The organism is Pseudomonas sp. I8001 (assembly GCF_013385345.1).
GTDB lineage: Bacteria > Pseudomonadota > Gammaproteobacteria > Pseudomonadales > Pseudomonadaceae > Aquipseudomonas.
On the sequence record NZ_JACAQC010000033.1, the window covers coordinates 192353 to 205774 of the forward strand.

Annotated in this window: 10 protein-coding genes; all 10 read left to right on the forward strand. The window is 54.0% G+C overall.

The window, feature by feature from the left end; genetic code table 11:
• The first annotated feature begins 53 nt into the window (after window positions 1-53).
• Window positions 54-1034 carry a glycosyltransferase gene (locus HX839_RS31670; RefSeq protein ID WP_250884715.1) on the forward strand — a complete coding sequence of 327 codons (981 nt, stop codon included), beginning with the start codon at window positions 54-56 and terminating at the stop codon, window positions 1032-1034.
• Window positions 1035-1081: 47 nt separating this feature from the next.
• Entirely contained in the window at window positions 1082-2329 is a 1248-nt protein-coding gene (locus HX839_RS22650; protein ID WP_177019488.1) for a hypothetical protein, read from the forward strand.
• The gene (locus tag HX839_RS22655; RefSeq protein WP_177028743.1) at window positions 2326-3657 is read left to right on the forward strand and encodes an O-antigen polymerase; all 1332 of its coding nucleotides are present in this window, start codon (window positions 2326-2328) and stop codon (window positions 3655-3657) included. Before HX839_RS22650 ends, HX839_RS22655 begins: the two co-directional genes overlap by 4 nt.
• Before the next feature lie 10 nt (window positions 3658-3667).
• Complete coding sequence (gene asnB, locus HX839_RS22660; protein WP_177008091.1) at window positions 3668-5596, forward strand: asparagine synthase (glutamine-hydrolyzing); 1929 nt, start codon at window positions 3668-3670, stop codon at window positions 5594-5596.
• 99 nt (window positions 5597-5695) lie between these two features.
• Window positions 5696-7840 carry a bi-domain-containing oxidoreductase gene (locus HX839_RS22665; RefSeq protein WP_032899671.1) on the forward strand — a complete coding sequence of 715 codons (2145 nt, stop codon included), beginning with the start codon at window positions 5696-5698 and terminating at the stop codon, window positions 7838-7840.
• Window positions 7837-9669, forward strand: a complete 1833-nt coding sequence (locus HX839_RS22670) for a heparinase II/III-family protein (protein ID WP_177067705.1) — start codon at window positions 7837-7839, stop codon at window positions 9667-9669. Before HX839_RS22665 ends, HX839_RS22670 begins: the two co-directional genes overlap by 4 nt.
• A 2-nt stretch (window positions 9670-9671) precedes the next feature.
• Window positions 9672-10889, forward strand: coding sequence for a glycosyltransferase family 4 protein (locus HX839_RS22675; RefSeq protein WP_177008088.1), 1218 nt, complete (start codon window positions 9672-9674; stop codon window positions 10887-10889).
• Window positions 10886-11482 carry a sugar transferase gene (locus tag HX839_RS22680; protein ID WP_177008087.1) on the forward strand — a complete coding sequence of 199 codons (597 nt, stop codon included), beginning with the start codon at window positions 10886-10888 and terminating at the stop codon, window positions 11480-11482. The genes HX839_RS22675 and HX839_RS22680 overlap by 4 nt, the downstream gene beginning before the upstream one ends.
• Window positions 11479-12105: an acetyltransferase gene (locus tag HX839_RS22685; protein WP_177008086.1), complete on the forward strand. Its 627-nt coding sequence runs from the start codon at window positions 11479-11481 to the stop codon at window positions 12103-12105. Before HX839_RS22680 ends, HX839_RS22685 begins: the two co-directional genes overlap by 4 nt.
• 99 nt (window positions 12106-12204) lie before the next feature.
• On the forward strand, window positions 12205-13383 hold the full coding sequence (locus HX839_RS22690) for a DegT/DnrJ/EryC1/StrS aminotransferase family protein (RefSeq protein ID WP_177008085.1): 1179 nt from the start codon (window positions 12205-12207) through the stop codon (window positions 13381-13383).
• The last annotated feature ends 39 nt before the right edge of the window (window positions 13384-13422 follow it).

Below are 13422 nucleotides of genomic sequence, written 5' to 3' on the forward strand. Positions count from 1 at the left end.
CTGTGCGTATATGTTTTTTTGCTAATATGTCCGCTCACGCTAATTGGCGCGAGATGTTTGATAAAGTTGAGTTTTATCGGGTTGATATTCGAATTCTCAAGGAGCTCGGACACGAAGTCGTTCTGTCCGGGACGCCGGGCACATTAGATTGGAAAGCGGATCTCTATTTTTGTTGGTGGTGGGGGCATTCGCCGCTTCCGTTGCTCGCCGGAAAACTCCGTCGTCGGCCGGTAATTGTAACTGGGGCCTTTGACTACTCCACCTGCCGGAAAGAAATCCCGGGTCTGTGTTATCTGGACCGTCCGCTATGGCAGAAGGCAGTGCTGCGTACCTCGCTGTTATTAGCCGATCGAAACCTGTTCATCTCAAGATCGGAGTGTGAGGAAGTCACAACCAACCTGCCGGTGAGAAACCCCGTGTACGCAACGCTGGCGATTGATACAGATTACTATTCTCCTGGCGAGCTTCCGGCGGTTGGATCGAATTACTTTTTTACGGTGACCTGGACCAGTCGTACGAACGCCATTCGTAAAGGGCTGATTCCGACGATTGAGGCGTTTGCAAAGGTTTCGGCTAACGCAAGTCATCTTCGCCTGGTTGTTGCTGGCAAACATGGTGACTACCTGCAGGAACTAAAAGACCTGGCGCAGCGCCTGGGTGTGGCAGACAAGGTGGAGTTTGTCGGGATGATTTCCGATGAAGAAAAGCTGCACCACTACCGCAATTGCCTGGCCTATGTTCAACCAACGCTCTATGAAGGTTTCGGGCATGCGATCGGCGAAGCGCTGGCGTGTGGCGCGCGAGTGATCACGTCGCCTCGGGGCGCGGTGCCTGAGGTCGCGGGTAACTTCGCTTACTGGGTTCAACCAGATAGCCAGGAAGAAATTGCTGCAGCCATGGAGACGGTTGTCGCCACGCCGACTTGCGCTGAAGATGCCAAAGCCAGGCATCAGTGGATTTCTTCCAATTATTCCATCGCAGCTCGTCGTGTGGCGCTTAAAAATGTCCTGGATTCCTTGTCGCTGGTGAAATAAAGGAGAGCTTCGTTGATAGTGTTTATAAAGATTCATGGTGGTAGCGTGTGTTGAATCGTCTGATCAGCATGTTTGAAAGTTCGAAGCTGTTACAGCTGATTGTTATTACTGCCTGTATTCAAGGTGGGGTAATAATAAGTCAGTTTTTGATCACGCCTTGGGTTGATCCGTCGGTCGTCGGTGTGGTGCGCTCGCTGGAAACAATTATTGCTCTTGTCGTACTGGCAGGAAGTTTGGGCATGCAAAGCATCGCGATTCGCGATACGGCGGCGAGTCATGGTACTTCTCGTCAAAGTGAAGTGCTTCGGCAAGTGTTTTTGTTGGTCGGGATCGCTTCAGGTGTCGTGATTGCTGGTATATACGTCGCGCATGAGTTTGTGCTGACCTCTGCGATTAGTTCTTATGTTTTTACAACCTGTGGCTTGGTGCTGTTGACTAATTTGCTTCGTGTAACGACTGGCTTTGCTCAGGGGGCGAAGGCGATACGCGAGATCTACTTCGTTCTGATGCTGGTTACCGGGGCGGGCGTTATTCTGCATGTTGTATTGACGAAGTTGTATGGTATCCAGGGCTGGATGGCCGCTCGTTATCTTGGTGAGTTCTTTTGTCTCGCTGCCGTTTGGTGGAAACTGCGAGCGCATATCTTTCTGGCGCTTGATTTTCGCCAGGTGAACGGGCGCGAATTAATGACAACGGCCAAGTCCGGTGTCATTGTCAATGCCAGCCTGTTTGTTCGTCTGTTGGTGGATAGTCTGCCTGTCCTGATGTTGACTGCTTATCATGTGAAAACCGACGAGATCGGTTTTTTTGGTATTGCTATATTGAGCCTTATTCTTGGCTTGCTGCCATTGGCAATCATTGCACAAAGGGCCCTTCCTGAGTTGGTCGAGGTCATCCATGATAAAAGCGAGTTGCGCGAAAGGTATCATGCATTCTCAAAAAGCATGTTAAAGATCTCATCCACGGTTGCTTTGCTGTTGATCCTTTGCTCTTGTATATGGTTGGTGTGTGTGGGCGGTGTTTATAAGCAGACGGCCATGTATATCATTGTGTTGGCGTTGACTTTGCCCCTGAAGGCTATGGCTCTTGCTTGCGGTACAATACTGGTCGCATTGCGTGTTTTTAGTTTAAGCCTTAAAACCAATATTGTAGAGGGCTTGCTTGTTCTTTTAATTCTATACGTCGGTATCCCTGTTTTGGATGCTTGGGCTGGCGTTTTGGGGTATGTGGTTGGTGCTGTTTTGTCCGCCGTGCTGCTTCTGATTGCGGTGAGAGTCCGCCTCGCTGATTTATGACCCAAGAGGTTGATACCTTGGAAGAAAAATATTTAGGGCCTGAGCACTTGCGAGTCCCGCTTGAAAAAAAAGCGTTTGATTGTTTTGGCGTTGGCTTTTTCTTTTTGGTGATCTGGTTTGCAGGCGTTATTGTCCCATTATATCCCTTTATCATGGGGTTTGATGGGTTTAGTCAGTTTTGGGAGTTTGCCTTTTTCGATAAGCAGAGTTCTATTGACTATGCCATTTTGCTGTATGCCGGGGCTTTGATTTTTGTTTTGATGGGGTGTTGGTTAGGACGGAAAACGCATTTTAATTTTCCCGTCGGGATACGCTACATAGTAAGTCCACGGATTTTTTCGCAACGGGCCTTAGGTTTTTCGTTAGTGGCGCTGCTGGCGTTTACAACTATTCTTGTAATCCTAGGCGGGGTCTCGGGGTTGCTTCAAGGTGCCAGTGACAGGATAAGGGCGTTTGCAGGTTTGAACGGCTTGTTCCTCTTGGAGAACTTGCTGCTCTCTGTCTCGCTGGCCTGGTATATACGGTTGACCCGTGCCGGGAAGAAGTCACTTTCCGAGCGGTTTTGCTTCTGGTTATATTTTTTGGGCGGTTTGTTTATTTGCGCTCTCCAGGGTCAGAAATCGACAATTTTTATTATCGTATTGTCGCTGATTATAGTTCGGCATTACCGCGTTAAGCGTGTCAGTCTTGTAAAAGGAGCGGTGCTTGGGGTGGTGATGTTTGTTTCGCTGATGACCTATCACCTGTTTAAGCAGGAGTTTCTCGCGACAGGTAGATTCTTTTTCATTAACGAAGATCAAGGTGTTTTCCTGTCGTTCATTCATTTTTTGGCGACTCAGTTTACGGGTAATCTAATGCAGTTGCAGACCATGACTGTGCTCATAGATGCTATGCCCGAGAGGCTGGAATGGCAGAATGGCACGACGCTGCTGATGGTTGTATTGATTTTAATACCTTCGGGTCTTTTCCCGAATAAGCCACTTACCGCAGCCGGGGTGTTTACAGGTGCCTTTTGGCCAGACAAATGGCTCATGGAAGGTACGACATTGCCGCCAGGTATTTTTGGTGAGCTTTATATGAACTTTGGCACGCTGGGCGTACTATTCGGCGGTTTTCTTCTTGGCGTTATAGGTGGGCGGCTTTATGGCGCAGTTGTCTATAACCCTCAAAGCGACCGAGCGTTAGGTCTTTATGCATTGGCGATCGCCTCCCTGCTTCACCTTTTTCGAGGGGAATTGGCGTCGGTCGCTCTTCTCATAGCGTCTATATGGCTTCCTTTTTTATTCTTGAGCTCAAAGCGCGAAGAGCCAGTCAATAACCCAATCTAGAGAAACTGATATGTGCGGAATTTTGGGCTACATTCACAACGGAACGCGGGAATCTATTGACTTCTCTTCAGCGCTTTCGTTTATTCGACGTCGTGGGCCTGATGATCAAGGCGTCTGGGCCGATACCGACGTTGGTGTATGGTTGGGCCAGGTGCGCCTTTCCATTCTCGATACCACTTCCGCCGGTCACCAACCCATGGTCTCTGCCGATGGGCGAGTGGTCATGGTGTTTAACGGTGAAATCTATAACTTTCGGGAGTTAAGGGCTCATCTCGAAGCGGCGGGGGATCATTTTTCCAGCCAGTCCGACTCCGAAGTATTGCTCGCACTGTTCTGTCGTTATGGGATTGAGTGTTTAAACCGCTTGAACGGGATTTTCGCGGTCGTATTCTGGGAACGCGACACTGAAACGCTTTGGGTGGCTCGAGATCAGATGGGCGTCAAACCGCTCTATATCCATTCCAGTGATGGTTGTTTTGCATTTTCAAGTGAAATGAAGGGCTTGATCCGAGGCGGCTTCAGTAAAACTGAAATCGACCCGCAAGCCGTACTCGCGCACCTTGGTTTTCTCTGGTCGCCGGGTGATCGGACGATCGTGCGGGATATCAAAAAGGTTTTACCTGGCCAAGCGTTATGCGTCCGTAATGGGCATATCGAGAAGAGCTGGTTTTACTACGAACTGCCGATTTCCGAGAAACCCCTGACAAAAACGGTTGCTGATGTCGCTGTTGATGTCGCCGATGCCGTCAGGACTGCCGTCCAGCGTCAGTTGGTGTCCGACGTACCCTTGGGCTCATTCTTGTCAGGCGGCTTGGACTCCAGTGCCATCGTCGCGTTTGCAGCGCAGGAAATGCGTGATAAGGGGCGGTTGCAGTGCTTCAGTATCCGTGTAGACAACGGCTCCACTGCGAACGAGGGGTTCGCCGATGACCTTCCGTACGCACAGCGCGTTGCCAAGCATCTGGATGTCGACCTGCATGTCGTAGGTGTCGGCGATGAGATGATGGATCGTCTGCCTGAAATGGTTTATCTGCTCGATGAACCTACGCCGGATCCGGCGGCGCTGAATGCGTTGTTCATCTCGGAACTGGCAAGCCAGAACGGCATCAAGGTTCTGCTGTCGGGTGCCGGGGGAGATGATATTTTCACGGGCTATCGTCGTCATTTCGCGTTGGCGCAAGAGCGTTGGTGGGGCGGAATGCCTCGACCGCTGCGTTCGGTTTTGGCCAGCAGTTCAAACCTGCTTCCTGCATCCTCTCCGCTGTCTCGTCGTCTCGGGAAGGCTTTTCGCTATGCGGACTTGCCTGCTGATGATCGCTTGATCAGTTATTTCCTCTGGCTTGAACCTGAACAGGCGTATGGCCTGTTGGCGCCAGACTTGCGACGCCAGCTGGCGGCCGATGATCTGTTTGCGCCGATGCGAGAAACACTTTCGCGGCTGCCTTCGGATGCCACGCCCCTTGATAAAATGCTCACCCTGGAGTGCAAGCATTTTCTCACCGATCACAATCTCAACTACACCGACAAGATGGGTATGGCGACGGGCGTTGAAGTGCGTGTGCCGCTGCTGGATCTTGACCTAGTCCGCCTGGCTGGCTCACTGCCATCGGATATCAAGCAAAAAGGCCGGGAAGGGAAATGGATTTTCAAGAAGGCCATGGAACCCTATCTGCCTCACGACGTCATCTACCGGCCCAAGACGGGCTTCGGTGTACCGCTTCGCAACTGGTTGCAAGGACGCCTGAAGCCTTTGGTCGATGAGGTGCTTTCTCCTGCATCCCTGCTGAAAAGGGGGATATTCGATCCCAAGGCGGTGGCGCATCTGATCGAAGCAGATCGTTCAGGCCGGATAGACGCTGCTTATACGTTGTTCGGCATCGTTTGCATGGAACTCTGGTGCAAACAGTATCTGGACGGCGATTTCGCCCTCGACGGTTGAGTGGGCGGCGACGCCACGGCCTTATCCGATGGTAGGATACATAGCTCTATACAAGTTTCTCAGTGATGAGTGAATTTTTAACTTTATTGGTGTGAATGCATGAAGCAGGTTGTTCAGAACATGGCTAGCGGTGAGACGTCATTGGTTAATGCACCCGCTCCCGCCGTTCGTAGTGGCACGCTAAAGATCCATACAACCAATACGCTGATTTCTGCCGGCACGGAACGCATGCTGGTAGGGTTTGGCCGTGCCAACTGGTTGGAAAAAGCTCGCCAGCAACCTGACAAGGTCCGCATGGTTCTGCAAAAGGTCCAGACCGATGGCTTGGCGACAACGGTGGAAGCCGTTCGCTCGAAGCTTGCGCAGCCGTTGCCGCTTGGATACTGCAACGTGGGTGTTGTGGGTGCCGTGGGCAATGATGTGTCCGGGTTCAAGCCGGGCGACCGTGTGGTTTCCAATGGTCCTCATGCCGATATCGTTGTTGTTCCCAAGAATCTGTGTGCCTTGATTCCGGACTCGGTCAGCGACGAAGCCGCTTCGTTTACCGTGCTTGCCAGCATCGGCTTGCAGGGCATTCGTCTGGCTCAGCCGACATTGGGGGAAACCTTTGTAGTCACCGGCGTAGGCCTGATCGGACTGATGACGGTCCAGCTCCTGCGGGCCCAAGGCTGCCGGGTACTTGCCGTTGACTTCGATGAGCAAAAACTGGCATTGGCTCGCAGTTATGGCGCCGAAACCTGCAACCCCGGCAAGGGCGAAGATGTTGTTTCGGCGGGAATGACATTCAGCCGCGGAAGAGGGGTGGATGGCGTCATCATTACGGCGTCGACCAAGTCGTCCGACCCGGTCACCCAGGCGGCACACATGTGCCGTAAGCGTGGGCGCATTGTTCTGGTAGGGGTAACCGGGCTTGAGTTGAGTCGAGCCGACTTCTATGAGAAGGAACTGACATTCCAGGTTTCATGTTCTTACGGGCCCGGGCGCTACGATCCGAGTTACGAAGATCAAGGCAACGACTTCCCGATTGGTTTCGTTCGCTGGACTGAGCAGCGCAACTTCGAAGCCGTCCTGGACATGCTCGCCAGCGGCCAATTGGAGGTCAACTCGTTGATCTCCCATCGGGTTGCATTCGAAGACGCCGCGGATGCCTATCAGACGCTTACGACGGATAATTCGGCGCTGGGCATCATTCTTCAGTACACCTCGGAAGAGACCGAGCGAAACATCAAGGAAGTGGTGCTGGCACCTGGTGCGGTAGCCAGTTTCGACCCGGTCAAACCCGTGGTGGGCTTCATCGGTGCAGGAAACTATGCATCAAGAATGCTGATACCGGCATTCAAGGCCGCAGGGGCTCAGTTCCATACGATTGTGACTGCCGGTGGCATCAACGGTGTAATACACGGCAGCAAGGCCGGATTTGCACAAGCCTCGACTGATATCAGTGCGATGCTTGGCGAGAGCACGATCAACACTGTTGCAATTGTCACCCGGCACGACAGCCATGCCCGTTTTGTCGCGCAAGCGCTGGAGGCGGGTAAACATGTGTTCGTCGAAAAGCCATTGGCAATTGAAGCCCAGGATCTGGCAACGGTTGAAGAGGCCTATCGAAAGGCTGTCGAACAAGGGCTCAAGCCACATTTGATGGTGGGGTTCAATCGACGCTTTTCGCCGCAGGTGCAAAAGATGAAGGCGTTGCTCTCGGCTGTAAAAGAGCCCAAGTCTTTCATCATGACGATGAATGCCGGAGCGATTCCCGCAAATCACTGGACCCAGGACCCGTCAGTCGGCGGTGGGCGCATTATTGGCGAAGCGTGTCATTTCATCGACCTGATGCGTTTTCTCGCGGGCAGCAAAATTGTTTCGATCCAGGCCCGCAGAATGGGCGATACGCCTGCTGTTGCCATTACGGAAGATAAAGCGGCGATCACCCTGGGGTTTGAGGATGGCTCTTTCGGCACCATCCTCTATCTGGCCAATGGCGCTTCAAGCTTTCCAAAAGAGCGAGTTGAAGTTTTCGCTGCCGGACGCGTCCTGCAACTGGATAACTTCCGCAAGTTGAAGGGTTTCGGCTGGCCGGGCTTCAGCAAGCTGAATCTCTGGAAACAGAACAAGGGGCAAAGCGAGTGCGCTGCAGCTTTCCTGGCAGCGGTGCAAAACGGGGCGGTCACGCCGATCACTTCCGATGAGATTTTCGAAGTGGCGCGCGTGAGCATTGAAGTTGCCCGGATTCTGCGCGAGCAATGAGCCTTCTTCTTGTTAAAGCCAAAACTGCGATAGCTCTCGGTTTTGGCAATCTGGCGCGTGCATTGACGTATCGGCTCGGGGTCAAGACTGGCTTGAACCCGGTCCGACGCCTTCGGGCTGAAATTCCTCAAGGCCCGTTTTTTGCGGAAAGTGCGAGGCAGGCCGGCTCGTTGCAATGTGCGTCCCAATGGGATTCCCAGGTCCGGTATTTCGGGTTCTGGGAGTGCCCGGTATCGGACGCACCCCCTGACTGGCATTTGAATCCGCTGAATGGAGTTCGAGTGCCTGATCCCGGCCGGGAATGGTGGCGGATTCCTGATTTTGATGCCGCTGTCGGTGATATCAAGAATATCTGGGAAGCTTCGCGATTTGACTGGACGTTGGTCTTTGCCCAGAAGTCCTGTGTTGGCGGGTCTTCAGGGACGGCGCAGTTAAACGGTTGGTTGACGGATTGGTGTGTCAACAATCCTCCCTATTGCGGTCCGAACTGGAAGTGCGGTCAGGAGGCGTCCATTCGTGTCCTGCACCTGGCGATGAGTTCGGTCATTGTCGAACAGTTTGCCAACCCGTTGCCGGGGCTTGTGGATCTGGTCCGACTGCACCTCAAGCGTATTGAGCCGACGCTGAGCTATGCGATGGCTCAGGACAATAACCACGGGACTTCCGAGGCGGCTGCACTTTTTGTCGGCGGCAGTTGGTTGACCTCAAGCGGTTGCCCCGAGGGCGAACGCTGGCAGCGATTGGGACGCAAATGGCTCGAAAACCGGGCCGCTCGGCTGATCGAGCAAGATGGCAGTTTCAGCCAGTACTCCGTCAATTATCATCGGGTGATGCTCGACACATTTTCCATGGTTGAAATCTGGAGAAACAAGCTGGGGCTCCCGGCGTTCTCCGCCACGTTCCAACTCAGGGCTCGCACAGCCGCGCATTGGTTATTTTCGTTGGTCGACGAGCACACTGGAGATGCTCCGAACATTGGCGCAAATGATGGTGCCCGGCTGCTGCCACTGACGGATACGGACTATCGCGACTTCAGGCCTTCGGTCCAGTTGTCCATGGCGTTGTTTGCCGGAAAGAGAGCCTATGAGGCGGCAGGTGAATGGGATTTGCCACTGCAATGGCTGCTGCTGCTGCCCGGCCCATCGGCGGTAGCGGAGCGTCCAGGTAGCCAGCTGTTTGATCAGGGTGGTTATGCATTGTTGCGGCGTGAACAAACCTTCGCTGTATTGCGCTACCCGCGCTTCCGGTTTCGCCCCAGCCAGGCCGATGCCCTGCATGTGGATCTATGGCGTGCAGGCATTAACCTGCTCCGGGATGCCGGTACCTTCAGCTACAACACCTCTGCCCAGTGGCTGAGTTATTTTCCGGGTACCGCCAGCCACAACACCCTTCAATTTGATGGGCGAGACCAGATGCCGAGGCTCAGCCGGTTTCTGTTCGGGGAGTGGTTGCGTACGCGCCAGGTCGAAGGCCTGGTTGAGCAGGCTGGAACAAGCGCCTGCGGCGCCACGTATATCGACGGTAACGGCGTCCGTCATAAGCGGCATGTGAGCCTGAGCGACACCGGCATGCTGGTCAGGGATGAATTTAGCGGATTCAAGGATCGTGCAGTTCTACGCTGGCGTTTGCAGCCGGGGGACTGGCGGCTTGAGGGCGACGTCCTGACCAACGGCTCCCATCGATTGTCGGTTGCAGGCAGCATGCCTATCGTGCGACGAGCGCTCGTCCAGGGTTGGGAGTCTCGTTACTACTTACAAAAAACTGAAGTGCCGGTGCTTGAGGTTGAGGTGACTTCGGCGGGCGTTTTGACTACGGAGTATCACTGGTAGACATGAAAGTCCTTTATTTTCATCAGCATTTTTCTACTCCGAAAGGAGCGACCGGTATCCGGTCCTATGAAATGGCCCGCCGCCTGGTTGCCAGGGGGCATCAGGTGACGATGGTCTGCGGCAGCTACGGTGGTGGCCAAACGGGGCTGGAAAGCCCTTTCGTTGGTGGAAAACGCAAAGGTACCGTCGACGGTATCGAGATCATCGAATTTGACCTGGCGTACTCCAACAGCGATGGCCTGTTCGTTCGAGCGCTCAGCTTTTTAAAGTTTGCAGTGCGCAGTATCGGTATTGCGCTAACCGAGCGTTACGACCTGGTCTTTGCGACCACCACGCCATTGACAGCCGGTATACCGGGGATATTCGCCCGGTGGTTTCGTAATAAGCCGTTTGTATTTGAGGTCCGGGATCTCTGGCCCGAGCTGCCGAAAGCGATGGGCGTCATTCGTAATCCGGTCATCCTTGCCGCCATGTCTTTTCTTGAGTGGGCAAGTTATCGCTCGGCTCACCGGGTCATTGGATTGTCTCCAGGTATTGTGGATGGCATTGCGCACCGCGGTGTGGCGCGTGATCGAATCGAAATGATCCCAAACGGTTGTGACCTTGATATTTTCAACACGCCTGCTGAGCCATGGTTGCCGGCTGGAGTGGATAAAAGCCATCTGGTAGCGGTCTTCGCGGGTACTCATGGAGTGGCCAACAAGCTGGACGCGGTGCTCGATGCGGCTCGAGAGCTTAAACTGCGAAAGCGCGATGATATCCGGCTGGTTTTGATCGGGCAGGGCAAGCTCAAGCCCGCGCTTCAGAAGCGTGCAGCGGAAGAACAGCTGGACAATGTGATATTTCATGACCCGGTGAACAAGGCCCGGTTGTCCGGTTTGATGGCCAGCGCGGACCTGGGGCTGCAGATATTGGCAAACGTACCGGCCTTTTACTACGGAACGTCGCCTAACAAGTTTTTCGACTATATCGCGTCAGGGTTGCCTGTTTTGAATAACTACCCGGGCTGGCTCGCCGAGATGATTTCCACCGAGAACTGCGGTTTTGTCGTACCTCCAGATGATGCTGCGCTTTTCGCAGATGCGTTGATACAGGCAGCAGATGATCGTGACGAGCTGCGGGCGAAGGGCGCACGAGGCAGAGAATTGGCGGTCAGAGAGTTTGACCGACGTAAATTGGCTGACCGGTTTGTGGATTGGCTGGAGGGTGTTGCCAGATGATCAAGCGTGGTTTTGATTTATTTGCGTCGTTGCTTGGACTAATTCTGCTTTCTCCGGTCATAGCAGTAATTGCCTGGAACATTCGCAAGAAATTGGGATCTCCCGTTCTGTTTCGTCAGGTTCGGCCAGGTCGGAATGGCAAACCGTTCGAAATGATCAAGTTCCGTACGATGCGTGATGCTCATGACGCAAACGGTGAGCCTTTGCCAGACTCCCAGCGCATGACAGCCTTTGGCAGTTTTCTGCGATCCAGCAGCCTGGATGAATTGCCCGAGTTGTGGAATGTGGTCAAGGGCGATATGAGCCTGGTGGGCCCGCGACCGTTGCTGATGGAATACCTGCCTCTCTACAGCGCCGAACAATATCGTCGCCATGAGGTTCGCCCTGGCGTCAGCGGCTGGGCACAGGTCAACGGGCGCAACGCAATAGGCTGGGAAGAAAAGTTCAAGCTGGACACCTGGTATGTCGATAATCAGTCTTTTTGGCTGGATATGAAGGTGATTTTCCTGACGATCAAGAAAGTTCTGGTGCGTGACGGTATCAGTGCCGAAGGCGAAGCTACAGCATCGAAGTTCACAGGCTCCAAGCCATGAGCCGCCTTGCGGTGCTGGGTGCAAGCGGCCATGGCAAAGTCGTCGCGGATACGGCCGAATGCTGCGGTTGGGACACGATTGAATTCTTTGATGACGCCTGGCCCGGTTTGCTTCGAAATGGTGCCTGGAGCGTCGTAGGCAACACCGAGAGACTGTTGGCGGCTGTGCATGAATATGACGGTGTGTTGGTGGCGATCGGCAATAATCGGGTTCGCCAGGCAAAACTGGACCAGCTGAAGGCGGCAGGCGCTACGCTGGTAACGCTGCGCCATCCGGATTCAACCGTCAGCCGGTATGCCACGCTTGGTGAGGGGTCGGTGGTGTTTGCTGGCGCGGTGGTAAACGCCGATGCCAAAGTTGGCAGGGGCGCTATTCTCAATACGGGCAGCAGTGTCGACCACGATTGTCTATTGGGATCGTGTGTGCACATCAGCCCTGGCGCCCGGCTTGCAGGGGGCGTCTGCGTACAGGATCTGAGCTGGATTGGCATAGGTGCCTGCATACGACAACTTGTGAGCATCGGTTCACAGGTCATGGTTGGTGCGGGTGCCGTAGTTGTCAGAGACGTGCCAGACAAGGTTACGGTCGCCGGCGTGCCGGCCAGGTTATTGGACGGCTCTTGAAAAGTCGTCGCCGCGCGAACAGCGGATTGAGCGAATTGCAACGGGGCTCGTAGTGACGAGTCTTTCATATTTTCGAATGAAAACTGACGGGTACTGGTTGTGTTGAATTCACCATTTTCTCCTTGGCCTTCTTTTACTGAAGAGGAAGCTGACGCCGTACGTGATGTGATTCTGTCCAATAAGGTCAACTACTGGACCGGTACACAGGGGCGTGAGTTTGAGAAGGAGTTCGCTGCATGGGCGGGCACCGAATACGCCATCGGCCTGGCTAACGGAACGGTTGCCCTGGACCTTGCCTTGAAGGCGTTGGGTATCGGTGCTGGCGATGAAGTGATTGTCACCTCACGCACGTTTCTTGCTTCCGTCTCGAGCATTGTGAATGCCGGGGCTGTTCCGGTTTTCGCCGATGTGGATCGCGATTCGCAAAACTTCAGCGCGCAGACTATCCGCGCTGTACTGACTCCTCGCACCCGGGCCGTAATCTGTGTGCATTTGGCTGGCTGGCCTTGCGATATGGATCCGATCATGGCCCTGGCCGAGGAATTCGACCTTAAAGTGATCGAAGATTGTGCCCAGGCCCATGGCGCCCGTTACAAGGGGCGCCCGGTGGGGTCAATTGGCCATATCTCTGCCTGGTCCTTTTGTCAGGACAAGATCATGACCACAGGTGGCGAGGGCGGAATGGTCACAACCAACGATCGTAAGTTGTGGTCGGACATGTGGTCGTTCAAGGATCATGGCAAAAGCTGGGAAGCTGTCTACGAACGTAACCATCCTCCTGGTTTTCGCTGGTTGCATGAAAGCTTCGGTACGAACTGGAGAATGCTCGAGGTTCAGGCCGTCATCGGTCGGATTCAGCTCAAGCGCATGACCGATTGGCAGGCCAGCCGGCTGGCGAATGCCGGGCAGATATGGGAGTGCGCCAGCCAACTCAAAGGCTTGCGTGTGCCAATCATGCCTGAGGGCAGTGTTCACGCGGCGTATAAGTGCTACGTGTTTGTCGAGCCTCAGGCTCTCAAGGCCGGATGGGATCGTGATCGTATTCTGGCGGAGATTTCGGCACGAGACGTTCCGGTATTTTCCGGCTCCTGCTCCGAGGTCTATCTGGAGAAGGCGTTTGACAATACTGGCTGGCGTCCGGCGAGCCGGTTGCCGGTAGCACGGGAGCTCGGCGAGACAAGTGTAATGTTTCTCGTGCACCCGACGTTGACGCAGCATGAGATCGACAAGACATGCTCGGTGCTCAAGACCGTTATGCAGTTGGCTACCGAAGAGTAATCAGTTAGACAGTCAGGAATGCCCGTCTTTGTTTGCAAC